The 22,408-nt window shown below is 61.2% G+C and carries 21 protein-coding genes; 11 read left to right on the top strand and 10 right to left on the bottom strand.

Annotated features, from left to right (window positions below; translation table 11 throughout):
• The 3 genes from G5134_RS20800 to trhA form a co-directional block, all read right to left on the bottom strand.
• The coding region (locus tag G5134_RS20800) for a retention module-containing protein (protein ID WP_421232166.1) at positions 1–1,814 on the bottom strand (1,814 nt) is incomplete at its 3' end.
• A gap of 227 nt (positions 1,815–2,041) precedes the next feature.
• Positions 2,042–3,703 carry a putative transporter gene (locus G5134_RS20795; RefSeq protein WP_005309602.1) on the bottom strand — a complete coding sequence of 554 codons (1,662 nt, stop codon included), beginning with the start codon at positions 3,701–3,703 and terminating at the stop codon, positions 2,042–2,044.
• Positions 3,704–3,821: 118 nt separating this feature from the next.
• Positions 3,822–4,457: a PAQR family membrane homeostasis protein TrhA gene (trhA, locus tag G5134_RS20790; protein WP_010636289.1), complete on the bottom strand. Its 636-nt coding sequence runs from the start codon at positions 4,455–4,457 to the stop codon at positions 3,822–3,824.
• A 218-nt stretch (positions 4,458–4,675) separates the two neighbouring features.
• On the opposite strand from trhA, the gene G5134_RS20785 reads away from it, so the two are divergent.
• The 3 genes from G5134_RS20785 (at position 4,676) to G5134_RS20775 (ending at position 7,170) form a co-directional block, all read left to right on the top strand.
• Positions 4,676–6,181 carry a pyridoxal-dependent decarboxylase gene (locus G5134_RS20785; protein ID WP_421232165.1) on the top strand — a complete coding sequence of 502 codons (1,506 nt, stop codon included), beginning with the start codon at positions 4,676–4,678 and terminating at the stop codon, positions 6,179–6,181.
• A gap of 104 nt (positions 6,182–6,285) precedes the next feature.
• A complete protein-coding gene (locus G5134_RS20780) occupies positions 6,286–6,849 on the top strand; it encodes a septation protein A (protein ID WP_065017542.1) in 564 nt (187 codons plus the stop codon).
• A 24-nt stretch (positions 6,850–6,873) separates the two neighbouring features.
• On the top strand, positions 6,874–7,170 hold the full coding sequence (locus tag G5134_RS20775) for a YciI family protein (RefSeq protein ID WP_005309589.1): 297 nt from the start codon (positions 6,874–6,876) through the stop codon (positions 7,168–7,170).
• Between the two features lie 78 nt (positions 7,171–7,248).
• Here the strand turns inward: G5134_RS20775 and cysQ are convergent, their stop codons facing one another.
• Positions 7,249–8,019: a 3'(2'),5'-bisphosphate nucleotidase CysQ gene (gene cysQ, locus G5134_RS20770; RefSeq protein WP_026141133.1), complete on the bottom strand. Its 771-nt coding sequence runs from the start codon at positions 8,017–8,019 to the stop codon at positions 7,249–7,251.
• A gap of 166 nt (positions 8,020–8,185) precedes the next feature.
• Here cysQ and G5134_RS20765 point away from each other — a divergent pair, with 166 nt between their 5' ends.
• The 3 genes from G5134_RS20765 to G5134_RS20755 all read left to right on the top strand — a co-directional run bounded on the left by G5134_RS20765 (position 8,186) and on the right by G5134_RS20755 (position 11,123).
• A complete protein-coding gene (locus G5134_RS20765; RefSeq protein WP_017780975.1) occupies positions 8,186–8,506 on the top strand; it encodes a ComEA family DNA-binding protein in 321 nt (106 codons plus the stop codon).
• A gap of 94 nt (positions 8,507–8,600) precedes the next feature.
• Positions 8,601–9,512, top strand: coding sequence for a UTP--glucose-1-phosphate uridylyltransferase GalU (galU, locus tag G5134_RS20760; protein ID WP_005309577.1), 912 nt, complete (start codon positions 8,601–8,603; stop codon positions 9,510–9,512).
• Positions 9,513–9,725: 213 nt separating this feature from the next.
• Complete coding sequence (locus G5134_RS20755; RefSeq protein ID WP_026459194.1) at positions 9,726–11,123, top strand: peptide MFS transporter; 1,398 nt, start codon at positions 9,726–9,728, stop codon at positions 11,121–11,123.
• A gap of 72 nt (positions 11,124–11,195) precedes the next feature.
• On the opposite strand, the gene G5134_RS20750 is transcribed toward G5134_RS20755, so the two are convergent.
• Positions 11,196–12,167 (bottom strand): response regulator, encoded by a 972-nt coding sequence (locus G5134_RS20750; RefSeq protein WP_065017543.1) that lies wholly within the window; start codon positions 12,165–12,167, stop codon positions 11,196–11,198.
• Between the two features lie 355 nt (positions 12,168–12,522).
• Between G5134_RS20750 and G5134_RS20745 the strand changes: the two genes are divergently transcribed.
• From G5134_RS20745 to G5134_RS20735, 3 genes are all read left to right on the top strand, one after another.
• Positions 12,523–13,200, top strand: a complete 678-nt coding sequence (locus tag G5134_RS20745) for a DnaT-like ssDNA-binding domain-containing protein (RefSeq protein WP_065017544.1) — start codon at positions 12,523–12,525, stop codon at positions 13,198–13,200.
• A 68-nt stretch (positions 13,201–13,268) separates the two neighbouring features.
• Entirely contained in the window at positions 13,269–14,123 is an 855-nt protein-coding gene (locus tag G5134_RS20740; protein WP_065017550.1) for a DnaA ATPase domain-containing protein, read from the top strand.
• Positions 14,124–14,247: 124 nt separating this feature from the next.
• Positions 14,248–14,883, top strand: coding sequence for an SDR family oxidoreductase (locus tag G5134_RS20735; RefSeq protein WP_065017545.1), 636 nt, complete (start codon positions 14,248–14,250; stop codon positions 14,881–14,883).
• 59 nt (positions 14,884–14,942) lie between these two features.
• Here G5134_RS20735 and G5134_RS20730 read toward each other — a convergent pair whose 3' ends face one another.
• The 4 genes from G5134_RS20730 to G5134_RS20715 form a co-directional block, all read right to left on the bottom strand.
• Positions 14,943–16,151 carry an ABC transporter permease gene (locus G5134_RS20730; protein ID WP_065017546.1) on the bottom strand — a complete coding sequence of 403 codons (1,209 nt, stop codon included), beginning with the start codon at positions 16,149–16,151 and terminating at the stop codon, positions 14,943–14,945.
• Complete coding sequence (locus tag G5134_RS20725; RefSeq protein ID WP_017783357.1) at positions 16,148–17,284, bottom strand: ABC transporter permease; 1,137 nt, start codon at positions 17,282–17,284, stop codon at positions 16,148–16,150. Before G5134_RS20725 ends, G5134_RS20730 begins: the two co-directional genes overlap by 4 nt.
• On the bottom strand, positions 17,284–18,288 hold the full coding sequence (locus G5134_RS20720) for an HlyD family secretion protein (RefSeq protein ID WP_017783356.1): 1,005 nt from the start codon (positions 18,286–18,288) through the stop codon (positions 17,284–17,286). The genes G5134_RS20725 and G5134_RS20720 overlap by 1 nt, the downstream gene beginning before the upstream one ends.
• Before the next feature lie 73 nt (positions 18,289–18,361).
• Positions 18,362–19,720, bottom strand: coding sequence for a TolC family protein (locus G5134_RS20715; RefSeq protein WP_017763945.1), 1,359 nt, complete (start codon positions 19,718–19,720; stop codon positions 18,362–18,364).
• A gap of 338 nt (positions 19,721–20,058) precedes the next feature.
• Here G5134_RS20715 and dusB point away from each other — a divergent pair, with 338 nt between their 5' ends.
• Entirely contained in the window at positions 20,059–21,024 is a 966-nt protein-coding gene (gene dusB / locus G5134_RS20710; protein WP_065017547.1) for a tRNA dihydrouridine synthase DusB, read from the top strand.
• A gap of 25 nt (positions 21,025–21,049) precedes the next feature.
• Positions 21,050–21,346: a DNA-binding transcriptional regulator Fis gene (gene fis, locus G5134_RS20705; protein ID WP_005309538.1), complete on the top strand. Its 297-nt coding sequence runs from the start codon at positions 21,050–21,052 to the stop codon at positions 21,344–21,346.
• 82 nt (positions 21,347–21,428) lie between these two features.
• On the opposite strand, the gene G5134_RS20700 is transcribed toward fis, so the two are convergent.
• Positions 21,429–22,061, bottom strand: a complete 633-nt coding sequence (locus G5134_RS20700) for a LysE family translocator (RefSeq protein ID WP_065017548.1) — start codon at positions 22,059–22,061, stop codon at positions 21,429–21,431.
• Between the last annotated feature and the right edge of the window lie 347 nt (positions 22,062–22,408).

Here is a 22,408-nt window from a genome sequence, read left to right as displayed (position 1 = left end):
ACCAGCGGCGCATCGGTCTCGGTCAGGGTCACGTCGGCGCTGCTCACCACCGCCGCGTCGTTGCTGCCGGTGATGGTGATGGTGACGGTATGGGTAGTGCCATCGACCGAGGCCACGGTGAAGGTCTCGACCTTGGTCTCGCCTTCGCCCAGGTACTGCACCTTGCTGTTGTCGACGTTGTAGGTCCAGGCACCGGTCTCGGTGATGGTCAGGCTGCCCAGCGCGCCAGTGCTGGCCACGCCGTTGCCGGCCAGGAACTTGGCCTCATCCGCCCCGTCCACGTCGGCCACGCTCAGGGTGCCGGTCTCGCTCAGGATCGGGTTGGTCTCGTCTTCCACCACGTTGCCGGAGTCAGTGCCGGTGATCACCGCAGCATCGTTGACCGGCGTAACAGTCCCGGTCACGCCGCCTGTGGCGCTGTTCAGGCCATCGGTAACTGTGTATTCAAATGCGATGTTGCCGTTGAAATCCGGAGCCGGTGTAAAGATCAGCTGGCCATTGTTCAGGGTGACGGAGCCGTTGCTGATCGCAACCGTGCCGCCTTCGGCAATGGCCTGGCCGTTGATGGCGGTGATGGTGAGAGGATCACCATCCACATCCGTGTCGTTGCCAAGCACATTGATGGTGACGGTGCCATCTTCTGCCACGGTGAACTGGTCATCGCCCGGCTGGGGGGCGGCATTCACCACGCTGTTGTCGGTTCCCTTGGGCGAGGTGTTGCCCACCGGGTCGGTCAGGGTGGCATCCACCGTGATGGGGCCATTGACCGGCAGATCCGTGGTGGGGATGGTCAGGGTGACCTGGGTGCGGCCGATATCGTCGGTCGTCAGAATTCTGCTGGAGTCGGGTACGCCATCACCATTCCAGTCCACATCGAGGCGATCGCCGGCCTTGGCATCGCCCGGCAGCCGGATGATGACATCCACCCCGTTCTCGCGCTCATTGGCGGAGATGACATTGTCTGCCCCGCCCTGGATGTCCACTTGCGGTGCAGAGGGAGCGGTACTGTCCACACTGCCGTCATCGGTCGCGGTGCCGGTGTTGCCGGCCGGATCGGTGACGCTGCCCGTGACGGTGTAGGAACCATCCGGCAGCGGCGTGGTGACATCCACGCTGAAAGTGCCATCCGGATTGACGGTGGTGATCAGGGTTTGCTGGTTGCCATTGGCATCGGTCACCAGCAGGGTCACGGTACTGCCGGCGGCGGCATCCGTGGTACCCGTGATGGTCGGGGTAGTGTCGTTGGTATTGTCAGGCGCAGAGACGGTGATCACCGGCGGCACCAGATCGATCAGGCGGTTCTCTTCACCCGGCAGTGCATCAGCGGTCACGCCGGCATCGGTTTGATAGGTCGTATCAAAACCCGCCGCCGCTATGGTGGCATCGCCGGTACGGTCGATGGTGACGAAACCACCATTGCCGCTGGCGCCGGCTACGCCGCCAATACCACCACCGGCGGCAGGAGCCCCACCGGCAGCAGAGGCTTCAAACGCCTTGGTCGGGTCGGCGCCACCCAGAATGGCTTGCTGCAGGGCAGCAATGTCATTGGGATTGTCGCTCGGCACGTTCTGGGCAAGCAGCGGCTCTTGAGACGTTTCATCCTCAACCTGCTGCTCGTTGGTCGGGCTCAGGGTGAAAGTCTGGTTGCCACCTTTGAAGCTGGCGCCCTCAGGAGTGATCAACACGGCATTCTTGGGCAGGATATCGCCTTCGGCGAGCGGTTGCTGGCTGCCATCTGCGGCGACCAGGTAAACCTTGCCTTTCAACTGGGTAACGACAACGTCCTGATCCAATGCAATTTCGTGGTTGCTCATGTTCTCTCCTGAATCTCTATTGGCATGCAATATTCCACCGTCTAATGTGCCCGTGAACGGCACCAGAAACCAGTTAGAAAATTCGAATGGATAGACTGATTCGAGGCCGGAACGGTCGGTTAAACAGAAGGGTCAATAGCGGTGGGAATAAAAAATAAAATCAAGATGATCAATGTGTTGCAAAAATATGAAGGGAGCACGTCCAGTGCTCCCATTCGGGGTCATATTCAGCTGCCGGCCCACAGCAGGATGGCGAGCAACTGGGGCGAGATGATCCGCAGAAACATCACCAGCGGATAGACGGTCGCGTACGAGAGCGCGCTGGCACCACTGGTGGGATGCATGCCGTTGGCAAACGCCAGGGCGGGAGGATCCGTCATGGAGCCGGCCAGCAGACCGCACAGGGTGAGGTAGTTCATCTTGCCGTACAGACGGGCCAGCACCCCGACCACCAGCAGCGGGATCAGGGTGATCGCCACCCCGTACATCATCCAGGCCGGGCCGTCACCGTTGATCAGGGTATCGATGAAGCCGGCGCCGGACTTGAAGCCCACCACCGCCAGAAACAGCACTATGCCGATCTCCCGCAGCGCCAGGTTGGCACTGGGGGGCATGAACCAGTAGAGCTTGCCGATGCTGCCGATGCGCGACAGGATCAGCGCCACCACCAGCGGCCCGCCCGCCAGACCCAGCTTGAGCGCGGCCGGGAAGCCCGGCAGGTAGAAGGGGATGGAGCCGAGCAGCACGCCGAGACCGATGCCGATGAACACCGGCAGCATCTGCACCTGCTGCAGTTTCTGCTGCACGTTGCCCACCACATTGGTGACCGCTTCGATGGCGTCGAGTCGTCCTACCAGATTGAGGATGTCGCCGAACTGCAGGCTGGTCTGGCTGGTCGGCACCAGCTCGATGCCGGCCCGGTTGAGGCGCGAGATCACCACGTCGTACTTCTGCTTGATGTCGAGATCGCGGATCTTCTTGCCGAGCACCTGCTCGTTGGTCACCACCACCCGCTCCACCCGCAAGTCGGTGCCGCGGGTGGAGAGCGAGGTCTCCACCTCCTCCCCCAGCACCAGCAGCACCTTGCGCAGGGCGTGTCGCTCACCCACCAGGTGCAGCAGGTCGCCCAGCTCGATGCGTGACTCCGGTCGCGGCACCATCAGCTCCTCGCCGCGCTTGAGGCGCGAGCAGATGACGTCGGCCTCGTCGAGACTCGGGATCTCGCTCAGCATCAGACCGTGGATGTTGGGGTTGCGCACCGCGATGTTGATGGTCTGCAGACTCTCCTTGGTCTTGCCGGCCTGTTGTTCAAACTGGGCGGCTTCTTCGTCGATCTTGATGCGAAAGAACATACGGATCAGCCACATGGTCAACAAGATGCCACAGATGCCAAACGGATAGGCGACCGCATAGCCCATCCCCATCAGGCCGGTGGAGCCGGGGGCGGCCCCCAGCTCGGCCAGGATCTGCTGGCCAGCACCGAGGGAAGGGGTGTTGGTCACGGCGCCGGAGAAGACCCCCAGGATCACCGGCAGCGGCACATCGAACAGCTGATGCAGGGCTGCCGCCACGGCGCAGCCGAGCAGTACCAGCAGGGCGGCAAACCCGTTGAGCTTGAGGCCGGAGCTGCGCAGGGAGGAGAAGAAGCCGGGACCGACCTGAATGCCGATGGTGTAGACAAACAGGATCAGGCCGAACTCCTGAATGAAGTGCAAGGTCTGCTCATCCAGCGCCAGCCCCGAGAGGCCGGCGAAGTGGCCCACTATGATGCCGCCGAACAGCACCCCTCCGATCCCGAGACCGACGCCATAGACTCGCCAGTTCCCCAGCCAGAGCCCCAGCACTGCCACCAGCGACAACATGCTGATGGAAAGCGCGATATCACTCATTTCGTGCATCCTTTGCGAATTGAACTGTCCCTAGCTTGTCAGCAAACGCCGCGGTCAACTGTGTGATACCGCACGAATTTATCCTTTTGCGCGGCAAAAAATACCAATTAAGGGCTAGTTATGCGACGTAACCATAAATGGCCATAAAGTGACAAACACTGCCCCCCAGCACGAACAGATGCCAGATGGCATGGTTGTAGGGGATACGCTTGGCCACATAGAAGATCACCCCCAGGCTGTAGATGAGACCACCCAGCCCGAGCAGCAGCAAGCCTTCCCCCTCCAGATGGATATAAAGCTGATAGACCACCAGCAGCGACAGCCAGCCCAGCATCAGGTAGGTAAACAGCGACAGCTTCTTGAAGCGGTTGATGAACAGCAGCTTGAACACCACCCCCGCCAGCGCCAGCCCCCAGATCACCACCATCAGCCCCTGTGCCAGCGGCGTGTCGAGCGCTACCAGCAGAAAAGGGGTATAGGTGCCGGCGATCAGCAGATAGATGGCGCAGTGATCAAACACCTTGCACCAGCGCCTGGCCGGCCCCTCAGCCATGCTGTGATAGAGGGTCGAGGCCAGATAGAGCAGCACCAGGCTGCCACCATAGAGGCTGTAACTGATCAGTGCCTGGGTGCCCTGCGCCCAGCCCTTGTTCAACAACAACACCAACCCCAGGATCCCCAGCACCAGCCCCAGCCCGTGGCTGAGGCGGTTGGCCAGCTCCTCGCGAGGCGAATAATCCGTCACACTGCTCATTGCATACTCCTGCCCAAACTGCGCTCACTCTAGCTGCCGTCATTTCAGAGTACAAGTGTTAGCTTAAAGATGAGCCGTCCTCATTTGCGATGTTTCCCCACCGTGCACATGGCTGTCAGCCGTTGACCTTTGGTGTATGCTCTGCGGCCGATGCCCACTTAGCTGTTGCCGCCCCTTGTTCACCCCCGACTCCCCGGCAACCCGGTCTGGAGAACCTGATGAAGTTGACTGAGCTGTTTGCACAACCGGATCCGGCCTTTGGCCAGGCCATGACGGATCTGCTGGAGACCTTCCACCACTCGGATGACAGTCAGGCTCCCTATCAGCGCGACCAGTTCACCCACCAGCTTGAACAATCGGGCATGCCGGAAGCGGGGCTCGCCATGGCGGACTACCTGACCAGGCTGGCCACCCTGGTGCCCGGCGCCTCCCACCTGACCTCGCCACGCTACATGGGCCATATGACGGCACCATTGCCAGCCTTCACAGCCGAGCTCTCCCGTCTGGTGGTGATGCTCAACCAGAACCCGATGAAGATGGAGTCCTCCCGTCTGCTCAGCTTTCTGGAGCGGGAGGTGCTGGCCAAGCTGCACCGCCTCGTCTATCGCGCCGACGAGCCCTTCTACGGCACCCATATGCATGCCAAGGATGCGGCGCTCGGCGTCATGACCAGCGGCGGCACCATCGCCAACGTCACCGCCCTCTGGCTGGCCCGCAACCGTGCCTGTGGCGACAACCTGTTCGCCCTCTATGAGCAGGGGTATCGCGGTGCCGTCATCCTGGGCTCGCGGCTGATGCACTACTCCTTCGACAAGGGGATGGATCTGCTGGGGCTGGGGGCGCGCAGCGTCTGGCGCCTCGAGACCGACCAGCATAACCGGCTCAGTCTGGCCGCGCTGGAACAGGCGCTGACCCAGTGCAAGGAGCAGAAGCTCAAGGTGCTGGCTCTGGTCGGTGTGGCCGGCAGCACCGATTTCGGCTCCATCGATCCGCTGCCTGAGCTGGCAGCCATCGCCGCTCGCGAGCAGATCCACTTCCACGTGGATGCCGCCTGGGGTGGCCCGACCCTCTTCTCGCCCCGTTATCAGGGGCTTCTGACGGGGATCGAGCACGCCGACACCGTCACCTTGGATGGCCACAAGCAACTGCTGGTACCGCTCGGTACCGGCATGCTGCTCTGCCGCCAGCCGGACCTGATGATGGCAGTCAAGCGGGAGGCCCCCTACGCCATCCGCGCCAGCTCTTTTGATCAGGGGCGCTTCACCCTGGAGGGAACCCGCCCGGCCAACGCCCTCTATCTGGATGCCGCCTTCCAGCTGTTCGGCCAGCAGGGTTATGCCGAGCTCATCGAGGCCAACTACGACCGGGCCCGCCTGATGGCCAGCCTCATCGACCAGGATCCGGCCTTCGAGCTGATGTCGGCCCCGGTGATGAACCTGCTCTCCTATCGCTGCATCCCCTCTCATCTGCAGGGCAAGGTGCTGGACGAAGCCGCCAACGAACAGGTCAATGCCTTCAACGTCGCCCTGCAAAAGGCACAGCGCGCCGAGGGGCACAGTTTTGTCTCCCGCACCCAGCGGGCCGTGGGTCGCTACGGCGCCCAACCGCTCACCCTGTTGCGGGCCGTACTGCTCAATCCCCTCATCGAGGAGCGACATATTCGCGAGCTGCTGGCAGATCAGAAACGGTTGGGCGATGAGATCGCAGGGCAGCTATTTGGCTGAGGAACTGGCTGGCGAATGAGCGGTCTTATTCATTTGCCGTTGCCCATCGGGCAGGTACACTGGATGAAATTTTGCGTTCCACTCTTGAGGGCAACGAGCCAGACATGAAGCAATTTATTGAATTTATTCCCCTTATCGTTTTCTTTGCGGTCTACAAGTTCTACGACATCTACATGGCCACCGGCGCCCTAGTGGTGGTGACCGGTCTGCAGCTCGCCTACAGCTGGGTTCGCTATCGCAAGGTCGAGAAGATGCAGCTGTTCACCTTCCTGCTGGTCGGCTTCTTTGGCGGCCTGACCGTCATCTTCCACGACGACACCTTCATCAAATGGAAAGTGACCGTCATCAACGTACTGTTCGCGCTGGGCCTGCTCATCAGCCGCTACGGCTTTGGCAAGAACCTGATCAAGCAGATGCTGGGCAAGGAGCTGCAGGCGCCGGACCCCGTCTGGGATCGGGTCAATCTCGGCTGGGTCGGCTTCTTTACCCTCTGCGGCCTGCTCAACCTCTATGTGGCCTTCAACCTGCCGCAGGAGGTGTGGGTCAACTTCAAGGTGTTTGGCCTGCTCGGCATGACCCTGGTGTTCACCCTGCTGAGTGGTGTCTATCTCTATCGCCACCTGCCTGCCGAGCAGCTGACCAAGCAAGAAGACGAACTGAAAAAATAACCGCCATCAGAAAAGGATCCTCTCATGTGGTATCTCATCTACTCCGAAGATGTTCAGGGCAGCCTGCCGCTGCGCAAGCAGGCGCGCCCGGCCCATCTGGCCAGGCTACAGGCGCTGCAGGATGAGGGACGGCTGCTCACCGCCGGCCCCAACCCGGCCATCGATGCCGAGGATCCGGCCGATGCCGGCTTTACCGGCAGCACCGTCATCGCCGAGTTCGCCAGCCAGGCAGATGCCAAGGCTTGGGCCGATGCCGATCCCTATGTGGCGGCCGGGGTCTATGCCAAGGTGACCATCAAGCCGTTCAAGAAGGTCTTCTGAGCCAAGGGCAGTAGAGAAATAAAAAGGCCGGACTGGAGACTCACTCCAGTCCGGCCTTTTTGCATTCCACCGTCCCGTTTATGCCTTGGCCACGAACCAGGGGTTGAGGATGTCGGGCTTGTTGTAGCGCAGCGGCGAGCCATCCAGCTGGGTGACGCTGCCGCCAGCCCCCTCCAGCACCGCCTGCGCCGCCCCCGTATCCCACTCGCAGGTCGGGGCGAGGCGCGGATAGAGTTCGGCGCCCCCCTCGGCGATGATGCAGAACTTGAGCGAACTTCCCATGGAAACCAGCTCTATCTCGCCCCGCTCCATGTCACCAAAGCGCGCCAGGTAATCCAGGGTTTCCTGTGACAGGTGATTGCGGCTGCCCACCACGCGCCAGGGTGTGCCTTCCTGATGAGGTCGGGTCTGGATAGCCTCATGCTTGCCATCGGCAATGCGCGAGGCCCCCACCCCCTTGCCACCATACCAGAGCCTGTCCAGCACGGGAGCATAGACCAGACCCCACAGTGGCTGGCCATGCTCGATCAGCGCGATATTGACGGTGAACTCGCCGTTGCGGGAGACGAACTCCTTGGTGCCATCGAGCGGATCCACCAGCCAATAGCGGGACCAGCCGAGTCGCGCCGCCATCACCTCGGGGGAGGACTCTTCCGACAGCACGGGAATATCGGGGGTGAGCCTGGCCAGCGCCGCGACAATCAGCTCGTGTGCTCCCTTGTCGGCGGCAGTCAGCGGACTCTCGTCCCCCTTGTACTCCACCGCAAAGGGTTGACTGTAGATGGCCATGATGACCTCGCCGGCGGCGCGGGCGATGGGCTCCAGCTCGGAGATTGCGGGAAAAAACATGGAAAAAGACATCCTGGTCAAATGGTTGGAGCAGTGTACCCATTTTGGATAGAGGAGGCTTATAGCCGTTTGCTCTGACTTATACAGTGTCAGAAATGACAGACAAAAAGTGGCGCGGCTCGACTAATCCTCAATAGCGAATCCCACAACACAAGGACGTGACGCCATGAACTACAAGACCCTGACCGCCACCCTGCTGCTGAGCTGCCTGCCGCTGCTCAGCCAGCCCCTGCTGGCCGCCGACAAGCCCGCCGCCACACCGGCCACCACGGTTGCCACCGCCAAGGAGAGTGGCAAGGTGAACCTGAATACCGCCAGTATCAACGAGTTGACCGCGCTCAAGGGCATCGGCGAGAAGAAGGCACAGGCCATCGTCGATTATCGCGAGAAACAGGGCAAGTTCACCACTGTTGACCAGCTTGCCGATGTCAGCGGTATCGGCCCCGCCACGCTGGAAGCAAATCGGGACATGATCATCGTCAAGTAACCGGTTTCCGCCACTTCCATCCTGAGGGCAGCCTGTGGCTGCCCTAGTTTTCTTCGGGTATCATGGGCCCACTTTGTATCTCTGGACTCTCTCCATGAAAAAGACACCGCTCGTTGTACGCAAAGCCGTTCTTCCCGTCGCCGGTCTGGGTACCCGCATGCTGCCAGCCACCAAGGCCATCCCCAAGGAGATGCTGCCCGTCGTCGACAAGCCGCTGATCCAGTATGTGGTGCGCGAAGCCATCGCGGCCGGCATCAAGGAGATAGTGCTGGTCACCCACTCAAGCAAGAACTCCATCGAGAACCACTTCGACAAGAGTTTCGAGCTGGAAGCAACCCTCGAGAAGCGGGTCAAGCGTCAGCTGCTGGAAGAGGTGCAACACATCTGCCCGAAAGACGTCACCATCATGCACGTGCGTCAGGGTGAAGCCAAAGGGCTGGGTCACGCGGTGCTCTGCGCCCGCCCGCTGATCGGCGACAACCCCTTTGCGGTGCTGCTGCCGGACGTGCTGATCGACGAGGTGGCCAGCGATCTCAAGCAGGACAATCTGGCCGAGATGGTGCACATGTTCGAAGAGAACCACATCAGCCAGATCATGGTGGAAGCCGTCCCCGAGAGCGAAGTGGACAAATACGGTATCGCCGACATCAAAGGTGAGGCGCTGAGCGAGGGCATGTCCCTGCCGATGCAGGCCATCGTCGAGAAGCCGCCCCGCGATGAAGCCCCCTCCAATCTGGCGGTGGTCGGCCGTTACGTGCTCTCTTCCAACATCTGGCCGCTGCTGGAACGCACCCCCGCCGGTGCCGGTGACGAGATCCAGCTGACCGACGCCATCGCCATGCTGATGGAGCAGGAGCAGGTCAACGCCTACTTCATGAAAGGGCGCAGCCACGACTGCGGCAGCAAGCTGGGTTACATGAAAGCCAACGTGGAATATGCCGCGCGCCATCCGGAGCTGAACGGTGAATTTATCAATTGGCTGAAGCAGTTTGCCAAGCAGCTGTAATCGCTGAATATTTAACCAAACGAAAGAATATTATACTGGGCATCATTCGATGCCCTTTTTCATTTTATAAACAAATATTCAACCATTGATAGATAAAATATCGCTAAATCATAATATTGTAATTTAATCACGCTTGTTCTATAAGGATTAAGGCTTGTTCCTAGCCCTTGCATAAAATTTCTAAAAAAATATAAGACACAGGTGGAAGTTCCAATGAATAATCCGTCCAAAGGGACCTTTTTAGGTCACCCTAAAGGGCTTTTTTTGCTCTTTAGTACCGAACTGTGGGAGAGATTCTCCTACTACGGCATGCGTGCCGTGCTCGTGCTCTATCTGACTGACATGACTGCCAACGGCGGGATGGGCTGGACTCAGGCCGATGCCCTCAAGCTGTACGGCATCTATACCGGTCTGGTCTACATCACCCCGATCATCGGCGGCTGGTTGGCTGATACCTTCCTGGGTCAGCGTCGCGCCATCCTGTTCGGTGCTGTCTTGATGGCCGCCGGCCAGTTCACGCTGGCCCTGCCTCACGCCATGTTCCCGGACATGGTCAACACAGTGTTCTATTCAGGTCTTGGCTTGCTGATCGTGGGTAACGGTCTGTTCAAACCGAACATCTCCACCATGGTGGGTGATCTGTATCAGGAAGGTGACCACCGTCGCGACGGTGCCTTCACCATCTTCTACATGGGCATCAACCTGGGCTCCCTGCTGGCCGGCGTGATCTGTGGCGCAGCCGCCACCGCCTACGGCTGGCAAGCCGCCTTCGTCAGCGCCGGTATCGGCATGCTGCTCTCTCTGGTAGTACAGGCCACCATGGCCCAGCGTTTCCTCGGTGATATCGGCCGCGTGCCGGCCGCCCAGCGCGCCGCCGAGCAGCGCTCCAAAGAGCAGAAGGCTCCGCTGACCAAGCAGGAAGTGGATCGCATCAAGGTCATCCTGGTGCTGGGTCTGTTCACCATCATCTTCTGGGCCGGCTTCGAGCAGGCTGGCGGTCTGATGAACCTGTACGCACAGGAGTATACCGACCGCATGATCGGCAGCTTCGAAGTACCGACCGCCTGGTTCCAGTCCCTGAACCCCTTCTTCATCATCACCCTGGCGCCCATCGTGGCCGCCATCTGGATCAAGCTCGGCAAGAAAGAGCCGAACTCCCCGGTGAAGTTCGCCATGGGTCTGCTGTTCCTGGCCATCGGCTTCCTGTTCATGATCGGTGCCGTGCTGGAGCAAGGTGGTGATCAGGCCGTCAAGACCTCCATGTTCTGGCTGGTCGGCGCCTACCTGTTCCACACTCTGGGCGAGCTCTGCCTCTCCCCGATCGGCCTCTCCATGGTGACCAAGCTGGCTCCGCTGCGTCTGGCCTCCCTGATGATGGGTGCCTGGTTCGGCTTCGTGGCTCTCGCCAACTATGCTGCCGGCTTCATCGGCTCCTTCGTCGGCGAGTCCGGCGCCATGGCCATCTTCGGTGGCATCGCGCTGGCAGCCGTCATCAGCGCCCTGATCCTGCTGACCATGGCCAACCGCCTGGTCTACTGGATGCACGGTGCCGAAGGCCCGGCCAAAGAGCCGCAGGAACACGACAAGAAGCTGCAATCTGCCGCCGTCTAAGCGGTCAAGATTGTCAGCAACAAAGAGGGCGCCCACGGGCGCCCTCTTTGTTTGTGGCCGTCTGACAAGGCCTCAATGATGTCGAACCTGCACATGCAGGGCACTGCCGCTGTCGCTGCGAAACTGCAGGTCAAACGGCTCATGCCAGCTCCGCCTGTGCAAGGCGTAGTGACTGGTGCGCAACAGGCCGAGCGGCAGCCCACCGGAGCGTACCAGCCAGTGGGGCGAGGTCAGCCCGGCATTGGCAAAGACCAGCCCGTCCTCCTGATCAAACAGCAGTGCGGCCATGGCAAACGAGTGGCGCAGGCCGGATTCGATCAACTGCAGATTGAGGTAGTCGAGCAATCGATGGGGTTGAGTCAGCAACAGGCTCTCGCCGCGCTGAAACTGACGATAGGGCCCGTTCATCAGGGAGCGCACCAGGGCCCCGCAAAACGCCGCATCCACCCCGAGCACCGGCAGCTCCATCACCAGCACCAGCAGCTTGTCATCCACCTTGAAGGTATCGGGAATGAACAGGTTGCCCATCCCCTTGAAGGTCACCTGCCAGGGACCCCACTCCTGCAGACCGGGAGGCTTCAACCAGGCCAGCAACCGGGTGGCCGCCTTGTCGTGCTCGCGGAAAAAGTCCATGTGCTCCATCAACTCCAGCTGCTGCCCATAGCCGTGGTTGGCCGCCAGACACTGCTCTATGCTGCGGCGCACCTGACCGAAGTCCGAGATGGGCTTGAGCAGAAAGTCGCGGGCGCCGGCGCGCAGCGCCCGCTCGACCGCCTCCATCTTGCTCTGGGCCGAGATGACGATGACAGGGGTATGAGGATAGCGGGCAGAGAGACAGGCGATCACCTCATGGCCATCCATGTTGGGCATGTTCAGGTCACACAAGACAACATCGGGGTGGTAAAGCGCGGCGGCGGAGAGACCTTCGATACCGTCTTCAGCCTGGAAGACGCAGGCGCCATCGTGCTCGAGATAATTTACCAAGGAGTGGCGAAAAACGACCTCGTCTTCCACCACCAGGATCCGTAATCCGGCTTTTGACATCTTGATAAAGCTCTTATTAGTCAACCAGTTATTTAGCTTCAAGCCTAGACCATAACCGACTGCACTGACCAATCGGATGATAGAATAATCTCCATTAAAGCTATGCCAGATAGCTATTTAGGCCGTCAACTGTTTGAAATAAAGCAGGTAATGAGGTTGCCCGAAAACCTGCCTTGTCCTGCTGGCATCGCTTCGGCCCTGCAAGGGAGTCATACGGGAGACAATCACTCCCCTGACGCGCGCGGGCAGAGATCGGCTGCCCCCCGCCCTGCTGCATCTCCCCCTAGCCACCATCAATTGTATGCAGCCCCGCCATGGGGGATAATGCCCCTCAATTTCGTCGATGAAGCATGCCATGACCCCAGCCGAATACAGCGCCCTCGCCCACCCCAGATTGTCCCATCCTGCCCGCAGCCTCTATACCCTGCAGCTGCGTCGGCTGGTGCTGGAAAATCAGCTGGCCAGGCTCAACTACCCGGAGCTTGGGCGGGCGCTGGCGGTGGTCGACCCGAGCGATCCCAGCGGCTTCTCCTTTCAGGTCAATGCCCGCCAGCTGACCGAACTGTTTGATGAGCTGATGGAAGCCGGCCTGCTGCAGGTCGAGAGCCAGACCGAGAGTGAACACTACCATCAGTGTCCGTTCCAGCTGCCGCTGCTGACCCAGCGGGTGCGCAGCCCCCTGCCGGAGCGCCCCTTCCAGATGCACCTGCAGTGGCGCCCGGATGAAGAGTTGCCCGCCCTCGCCCGCCTGTGCGGTGTGATCGATGCCCGCTACAGCGAAGAGGATCTCGGCGAGTTCATCGCCTACTGGCTGGGACGGCCCGAGGTATTCGACTCCCAGCACCAGTGGATGCTCAAGTTCATTCGTGCCCTCAAGACCCGCCGTTACGCCCGCCGCCAACCGATGAGCGTGACCGGCTATCAGCAAGTCACCCCGGAGCCGGCGGAGGCGGGCCCGAGCAAGCGGGCCCAGGAGATGATCGAAGAGGCCAAGCGGCTGGCCGCGCAGCGCCAGGAGCCGGATAATGATTGAAGAAGGCCCCTGCCAGCAGGCAAAATCAGACCCTAGTCCCCACCCAGACCGAGCAGAAGGAGCACTCCATGACTGATCCGCACGATCCCCTGCGCCAGGAGCTGGAAGAGATCGAAGCCAAGCGCCAGAAGATCGCCAAGGCCAAGCAGGACCATCGCGTTCACGACCCGGAATTGAGTCGTCACGTAGGAGGCCTGCTGGAGCGCATTCGCCGCCTGCAGGCCCAGACCGGCGGCAGCCAGTACGACTATGAAACCCTGCGCAAGGAGTACGACGCCAAGGCCAACGCCGAGGTGCGCGAACTGCAGAAGGTGGCGCGCCAGGAGCGGATCCAGAAGCTGATCGCCCAGGCCGACCTCAACCCGGACTGGGTGTTCGAGCGCATGGATGCTGGCGACCCCGCGCTGCAATACCCCATCGAGACGGCCCGTTACTTCATCAGCGGTTTCGAACACTGGGAGAAGAGCGGCGGTGGCTGCATGCTGATCTATGGCGACTACGGCACCGGCAAGTCGACCCTGGCCGGCGCGGTGGCGCACGAACTGATCGAGCGCCACCAGAAGTCGGTGATCTTCCAGCAGTGGGCCTCCATCGTTGATCGGCTGTTCTTCAACGTCATCCAGGATCAAGAGGAGCGCAACCAGTACCGGCGCGCCCTGGAAGAGGTTGACCTGCTGATCATCGACGAGGTGGCGGCCAATCGTGCCAAGATGGCGGAGAGCCAGTCCAGCTTCCTCGGCCACCTGCTGCGCCGTCGCCGCAACCTCTCAAAAAGCGTCATCCTCATCACCAACCACAGCCCCCAGAGCCTGCATCAGGCCATCGGCGATTTCAGCTTCGAGGCGATCAAGGCGTTCAATCCGGTGGATATCCACCTGAGCGGCCCCAGCCGTCGTCCCAATATCGGCCACTACAACGGCTGATGCTGCGTGAGCCGGGTGTCTCCGGCTCACCGTTTTCTCTCCTGCCAGGCAAATAAAAACAACTATCATTTACAACATCTCTTCCGCCCTCTAGGCTAACCCTTTCACTCAAGGGAGCCGCACCATGCCAACCACACTCATCTTCGGAGCCAGCCGCGGGCTGGGCCGCGCCTTCACCGGGCAAGCGCTGCAACTTGGCCACAGGGTCGTCGCCCTGGTGCGCCATGCCGACATGGCCGCCGAGCTGCAATCACTGGGCGTTGACGTCGTCAGCGGGGATGCCCTGGACCCGCAGGCGGTAGCAGCCGCCTGCCGGCACGCCGGTCGCGATGCCCACGTGGTCTCCACCCTCGGCAGTTTTCGCCAGGTTGAGCCCGTCGACTATCTTGGCAACCGCCAGGTGATCGACGAGATGGAGCGGGCCGGACTCAAGCGTCTGCTGCTGGTCACCTCCCTCGGTTGCGGCGACAGCTGGCAATATCTGCCCGAGCGGGCGCGGGCCGCCTTCGGCCACGAGGTGCGGCTCAAGAGTCTGGCGGAGAGCTGGCTGCAGACCAGCACGCTGGCGTGGACCATACTGCGCCCGGCCGGTCTGCAGGATGGCATCGCTACCGGTGCGGCCGTGCTGAGTCAGGGCAAGGAGATGCACGGTCTGGTGCGCCGGGCCGACGTGGCCGCCTGCGGGCTGCGTCTGCTGACCGACGAGGCGGCAGCAGGCCAGATCTACGCCATCGGCGACCCAAGCCTCAGCCAGGCATGAGCCAGCGCCATAGCAAAACGGTCAGCCCTGGGGCTGACCGTTTTGCTATCGGGGAACACCTAACCGGCGGAGGGCTCGCTCACAGCATCCAGCGCCAGAGCGGCCGGGCGAACCTTTCGCCTCTGGGATTGACGCCAGCCCAGCAGCAGACACGCCAGGGCGCCATACAGGAGCGCCAGCCCCCACAACTGCCACCAGTAGTGGGAGACCTGAGCAAACTCGGCCCCCATCTGGTTGAGACGCAAAAAACCCTCGATGGCCGGAGTGCTCGGTACCCACTGGGCCAGCCAGTTGAGCGGCGCCGGAATGAGTTCCAGCGGCCAAATGAAGCCGGCCAGGAAGACCAGCGGCAAGGAGGAGACAAGCACCACCTGGGTCGGCAGATCGCGCCGGGTAAAGAGGGCCCCCAGCGCGACGCCAAACCAGGTCGTGGCCAGCAGGAACGGCAGGGTGAACAACCAGAGTGCGGCCGGCTCGGCGGTACGCGCGATGCCGTAGTGATCGAAGCAGAAGCCGAAGAAGTAGCTCACCGGCAGCACGAACAGCCCCCCCACCACCAGAGTTCGGGCCAGCAGCAGTGGCAGGACGGGCGCATCCTGCCAATAGCCTGACTCGCCGCGCTGGCTGCGCTGGTTCTGAGTCGCCCCCAGAATGCCGGTGCCCATCAGCAGCACCTGATGCAGGATCAGCACGAACACCGCCGGCACCACGTAGTTCACATAGCCCATGGTGGGGTTGAACACCGGCAGTACGTTGAGCGCCACCGCATTCCAGCCCATGGCCGCCTGCGGCAGCGCCTCGCCGTGACTCAGCAGCCTGGCCACCTTGACCTGGGCGGCCAGGGTGCCGCCCGCCTGGGCCAGCCCCTCGGCGATGGTGCCGTAAACCAGGAAGTAGGAAGCATCGCCGGCATAGCTCAGGGTCACGCTCTTGCCCAGCATCAGATCCCGATAGAAGTGATTGGGGATGTGCAGGATCCCGCTCGCCTCGCCAGCCATCATCCGCTGGCGAGCCTCATCCAGCGAGCTGGCCCGTGCCACCAGTTTTACCTGCGGCGTCGCATCGGCCATGAACTCCAGCTGACGGGAGAGCTGGCTGCCATCCTCGTTGACCACCACCACCGCCTCTTCCCGCGGTAACTGGTGCAGATAGGGCTGCGGATAGAGGAAGGAGTAGAAGAAGACGCCGCCAAACAGGGTCAGCATGATGGCCCTGTCCGCCAGCAGGGTACGCAGCTCGAGGCGCAGCAGATCCCGGAATCCCATCATGGCTTGAGCTCCTCTTGTGACTGGGTCGTGCTCGCCTGTGCCCGGTAGCGGCGCACGACCAGCAGCAGGGGCAACAGAAACAGCAGCAGGGCGCCGAACTGCGGCAGCGCTGCCGCCAGCGGTTGACCGTAGTTGGTCTGGCCGATCTGCAGCTCGACATAGTGAGAGATGGGCAGCAGGCTGCGCCAGAACTGGGCGAAATCCCCCATGGCGCTGACCGGAAAGGTGACGCCCATGAAGGCGAACCCCGGCGCCGTGTAGGCCCCCGCCAGTGACAGGGCCCGGGCCGGATCCCGAATGACGGCGTAGAAAAAGGCCCCCATGCTGACGCAAGCGGCCGAGGCCAGCCCCAACCCCACCGTCAGCACCAGCCAGCTGCCGTGCATGGGATAGGCAAAGCCCTTGAACAGCAACAACGTCCAGAGCAGCCCCCAGCCCCAGCCAATCAGCACGTGGGGAAGCAGGGTTCGCCAGAGCCCGAACCAGACCCCTTTGGTAGTCCAGTCCAGTCCCAGCCGGTCGGTGCGGGCCAGCGCATTGAGTCCGTAGAGCACCACCAGGATCTGCCACACCGCAGGCAGGATGGCGCTCAGCAGAAACTGGGCGTAACTGGCATTGAGGTTGTAAAGCGCCGTCACCTGACTGTTGATGGGCACCGCCTGGCCGAGCGCCCCGGGCAGCGCCTTGCCGTCAGCCATCGCCGTCAGCACGCCGACCTGGCCGTTGAGGGTTCCCACCACCTGAGCCAGCGCCGAGTTGACCAGCTTGGCGATCAGGATGAACTGGCCGTTGTTGAACACGGTGACCCGCGGCTGGGTGCCTTGCCTGGCATCCCGCTCGAGATGGTCAGGCAGCACGACCAGAGCGTAGATGTCGCCTCCCCGCAGGGCGTTGGCCCCTTCAGCGATGGAGTCGAACTGTCGCGCTACCTTGAGCCCGGCGGAGGCATCCAGCGAATAGGCCAGCTGGCGCGACAGCACGCTCTGATCCAGATCCACCAGACCTATCTTGAGATCCCGCGCCAACCCGGCAGAGAAGATCCAGCAGAGGATCCCCATCAGCAGCAGGGGCAACCAGCTGGCCAGCGCCCGGCCAAACGGATCCTGCCACAACAACCGCCATTCGCGTCCCATCAGAGCTCAACCAGCACGCTCATGCCTACTCGCAGCCCCTCGACCGGTTGCAGCGGGCGCGCCTCCACCTGGAAGCTCTTCATGTCAAAGCCCTGGCGGGTGTCGGTGGCACGCCAGGTGGCAAAGTCCCCCATCACGGCCACATGGGTCACCTTGAAGCGCACCGTCTGCTCGCCAAGACCGGGGATGCGAGCATCGAACTCGGTGCCCAGCGCGAAGCGGGGCAGCAGATCTTCGCGCACGTGGAACTGGGCCCAGGCATCGCTCATGTCGAGCAGGGTCACCACCGGGAAGCCCTGCGGGGCCAGCTCGCCGCTGCGCAGCAGCACCTGGGATACTTCACCCGCATGCGGGCTATTGATGCGGGTGTCGGCCAGGTAGGCCTCCACTTCAGCCACCGAACCTGCCGCCATCTTGGCTTGCTCACGGGCCGCGATCTTGGTCTCTTCCCGTGCCCCTTCCAGGGTCATCTGATACTGCTGCCAGGCCATGCCTTCGCTGTACCTGGCCGCCTGCCAGGCCGTCCAGGCCTCGTCGCGTTTTTGCAGCGGCATCACGCCATCCCGGTGCAGGCTCGCGATACGTTCGTAGGTCTTGCCGCGCAGCAAGGCGGCCGCCTTGGCCTTTTGCCACTGATCCTTGGCGGCGGCGATCTGCTGCGCGCGCGCCCCCTTCTCGGCCTCTTCGGCCATGGCGCCTGCCGCGGCCTGGCCCGCCTTGGCCTGGCTCAGTTTGGCTTCAATCTCGGGGCTCGCCAGGGTGAACACCAGCTGGTCCTTGGCCAGTTGATCCCCCTTCTTCACCAGCACCTCCTCGATGCGGCCCGCCACCTTGGAGGAGACGGAGTACTGCTGCGCCTCGATCTGCCCCTGCAGACGCACCGGCTCGGGTTGATAGGCCAGCCAGAAACGCCAGCCCAGCCAGATGACCAGCAACACCAGCGCCAATGGCAGCAGCAGCGGCTTGCCCTGGCTCATCTTCTTCTTGATGGGGGGATGACTCATGAATTCACCTCGGCAAACGGGCGACCCTTGGCGGTCGAAACAGACATGAAAATGGGAGCAAGGCAGGCTGCGATCATGAGTTCACCTCGATCGCCTGCCCGTGCTGATACTGGTTGAAGCTGTTCATCTGCCCGGAGAGGGCCAGCAGACGCGCCAGCGAAATGACGTATTGATAAGCGGCAGCGGCGCGCTGGGTCTTGACCCCGGCCAGCTGGTTGCGGGCATCCACCACATCGAGGGAAGTGGAAAGCCCCTGCCCGAATGCCTTGTCCCTAAGCAGCACGTTCTCCTCGGCCAGCGCCTGGGTGGAAGAGAGCGACTGGAACTCTTCCAGCCCCTGCGCCGCCTCGCGCCAGGTCTTCTCGACCAGCAACTCCAGATCCTGGCGGGTCTTGGCCTGCAGCAGATTGACCTGCAGCTCGGCGCTCTTGGCCGCCTGTACCGTCTCGGAGCGGCCGTCACGGCTCACCAGTGGCATGCTGACACCCACCCCGACCAGCCAGTCCGGGGTGGTCTTGGAGGCCAGCGAGTCATCCTCATAGAGGTTGTAGTTGCCATACAGGAACAGCTCGGGGGCGTACTTGCCCTTCTCCAGCTTGATCATCCCTTGCGCCTGCTCCTTCTTGGCCGTCAGCAACTTGAGGCCGGGGTGCACCGCCAGCGTCTCCTGCACGAAGGCTGCGAGTTCAGGCATCTGCGGATTGATGAAGAGCTGGGTATCGGGCTCCGCCTGCTTGAGCTTGAGCATGTGGCCAAGGGCCAGCTGGGCAATCTCCAGGCTGCGGCGCGCCTTCTGGGTATCGATACGGGCCCGGTCATAGGCCGATTGGGCGGAGAGACGCTCAACCCGGGCGATCTGGCCCTGGGCTTCCAGCTTCTTGGCATGCTCCAGGTGGTGAGCCAGCCCCTGCTCGATCTCCTGCTTGGTCTGCACCACCTGGGCCGCCAGCACCACCCCGAAATAGGTCTGGGAGAGGCTCTCGAAGGTGGACTGCTGCTTGAGCACCAGCAACTGCTGCGCCTCGCTCACCTGGGCCTGGCGAATGTCCTGCGCCGCATCGATGCGACCACCGGTGAACAGCGGCCAGAGCATCTTGACCGAGCTGGTCACCACGTTCTGTTTGGTGAGGGGGGTGACGAAGTCATTGGGCGTCAGCTTGAGCGCCTGCATGATGGGCGCCAGTACCTTGCCGAACTCAGGATGACTGGCGATGGGGTTGAGGTCCATCATGTCCAGCTCCACCGGCTGATCGAGATGGGTGTAGCTGGCCCCCACGTCCACCTTGGGCAGATACATGGCCTTGGCGGCTTCGCGCAGCTGTTGCGCCCGCTCCACCCCGGCCTGTTCCGCCGCCAGCCCGTCATCCTGTTGAATGACCCGGCTCCAGGCTTCGCTGAAACTGACCGTCTGAGCCTGGGCCGAGCCCAGCATGGCGCCAAGCAGACACGGGTAGAGAGATTTGATGAACCTTGCCGTCATACGTCCCCAATCTGTTTGTAATGAATTTGTTTGGAGTCTTTGCTCGATACAAGCTCGCTATCATAACGCAAACCCGTCCGGGATGGGGACAGGCAAATAATGGTCCCCCTCATCCAATTGGCCCCGCCGCTTCGCTTCGACAATCTGTCCGATTTTCAAGCACTCCTGATTTTGCAAGCCTTGGCGCGACGTTTTTTTCAGAAAAAAATGGCTGACGCTCAAATACTAACCTTTTCTCCTGACTAAAAAATGCGTAATATACGCCGCCCTAAGCCGATGGTAACCGTGGAATGCAGATAGGTCCCCACACGCTTGAAACTCCCCTGATCGTGGCTCCCATGGCCGGTGTAACAGACCGACCATTCCGTGAACTTTGTTTGCGGCTGGGTGCCGGCATGGCCGTTTCCGAGATGCTGCTGGCCAACCCGGATGTCTGGGATACCCAGAAAACCCGGATGAGAATGGATCACTCTGCTGAAGGGGGCTTGCGATCGGTCCAGATTGCCGGAGCCGACCCCGAGATGATGGCGTTTGCCGCCCGCTACAACGTGGAGCAGGGCGCTCAGATCGTCGACATCAACATGGGATGTCCGGCAAAAAAAGTGAATAAGAAGCTGGCAGGTTCTGCCCTGTTGCGCCAACCAGACCTGGTCAGATCCATCTGCCGGGCCGTGGTGAACGCAGTGGACGTGCCTGTCACCTTGAAGATCCGCACAGGATGGGATCCGGATAACCGCAATGGCGAGGAGATCGCCCGAATCGCCGAAGATTGCGGTATCGCGGCCCTCGCCGTGCATGGTCGTACCCGTGCCTGTCTCTACAAGGGCGAAGCGGAGTACGACACTATCAGGGCGATTAAGCAGGCCGTATCGATTCCTGTTGTCGCCAATGGCGACATAGACAGCCCGGAGAAGGCCCGGTATGTCCTCGACTATACCGGTGTTGATGCCGTGATGATCGGCCGTGCTGCGCAAGGACGACCCTGGATTTTCCGGGAAATCCGTCATTTTCTTGAGACAGGCACCAAGCTGCCACCTCCCGAGAGGGAAGAGGTTCGCACCCTGATGAACGAGCATGTAACCAACCTGCACCAGTTTTATGGTGCATATCTGGGAGCGCGCATTGCCCGTAAACACGTGGGCTGGTATCTGGATGAAGAAGAGACGTGCCGAGAATTCCGTAAGCACTTCAATGCCCTGGATTGTGCAGACGCACAACTCGAGGCACTCGAAGCGTATTTCGATGGATTAGGTTAACGCATAACTAAAGAGCCGACCGAATATGTTCGAACAAACCCTGACTTCTGATGCATTGGTAACAACTACTCACAATCACGCTGCCGAGCCGACCCAGCGCCCCCTGCGTGACTCTGTGCAACAGGCCCTGCGTAACTACCTGGCCCAGTTGAACGGTCAGGAAGTGATTGATCTGTACGATATGGTTCTCTCCGAAGTCGAAGCTCCCATGCTGGACGTGATCATGCAGTACACCCGTGGCAACCAGACTCGCGCTGCCGTGATGATGGGGATCAACCGCGGTACTCTGCGCAAGAAACTCAAGCGCTACGGCATGAACTGATTTCAGTCATCCTGCTGCAGTGCAGACGAAGGCGTATCCCAGCGATGGGATACGCCTTTTTCTATGGACGACGTTTATCTTCTCACTCCACCGCCAGCTTGATGCCAAGCCCCACGAACAAGCCTCCCATCACACGGTTGAGCCAGGTAATCAGTCTTGCAGGCAGCCTCACCTTGCGACTCGCATAGGCGGTCGAGAAAGCCAGCAGATGACACCAGATCATGCCGTTGAAATTGAAGATGCAGCCCAGCACGATGAATGCCAGCGCTTTTTGCGGTGCATCTGGCGCGATGAACTGGGGCACAAAGGCGAGGAAGAACAGGGCCACCTTGGGGTTGAGCACATTGGTCAGTAACCCTTGCCGGAAGATCCGGCCATAGGAGAGCACAGGCAGGGACAGAGCCTCTTCAGCCGATACCCGGCCTCCTCCCCCTTGCCTGAACATGGATAAACCGAGATAGACCAGATAAAGCGCGCCCATCAACTTGATGACGGCAAACAGCTCGGCCGAGGCGTTCAGCAGAGCGGACAACCCCAACGCAGCAGCCAGCACATGCACCATGGTGCCAGTTCCTATCCCCAGTGCCGCCATGGAGCCTGCCCGCCAGCCCTGGGAGCCGCTGCGCAGCATGATGAGCAGGGAGTCGGGCCCCGGCATCATGTTCAACAGCAGGCCTGACAGGATAAACAACGCCAGATCGTGGATCCCCAACATACACAGCTCCCTTGTCGATGAAGTTCACAGTCTAAGGATCCCGCAGCCCTTGTCATCCCCAGCCGGGGCAATAGTGATCATCAACAAAAAGAATGCCCATATTGTTGCACCATCAGGAAATTGGCTAGCAGCGGAGGGGGAGAAATGCTGACCGAGGGCTGGAGAGATGTCTCAAAAGGGCTCAAATGGAAGTAGGCAGAATCAACATGGCACTGCCGTTGCGGAGCAAGCAAAAGGGGAATAGCACGGGAAACTGTGCAGAAATCGCTGAATTTCAGGCAATAAAAAAGCCCGCTCAGATGAGCGGGCTTCTTCAATTGGGTGCCTGGCAGTGTCCTACTCTCGCA

It is taken from the genome of Aeromonas sp. 600276, assembly GCF_049175815.1.
Taxonomy (GTDB): Bacteria; Pseudomonadota; Gammaproteobacteria; order Enterobacterales; family Aeromonadaceae; genus Aeromonas; species Aeromonas dhakensis.
The sequence above is the reverse complement of the archived record's forward strand: the minus strand, read 5'-3'. Positions and strand labels throughout refer to the sequence as shown.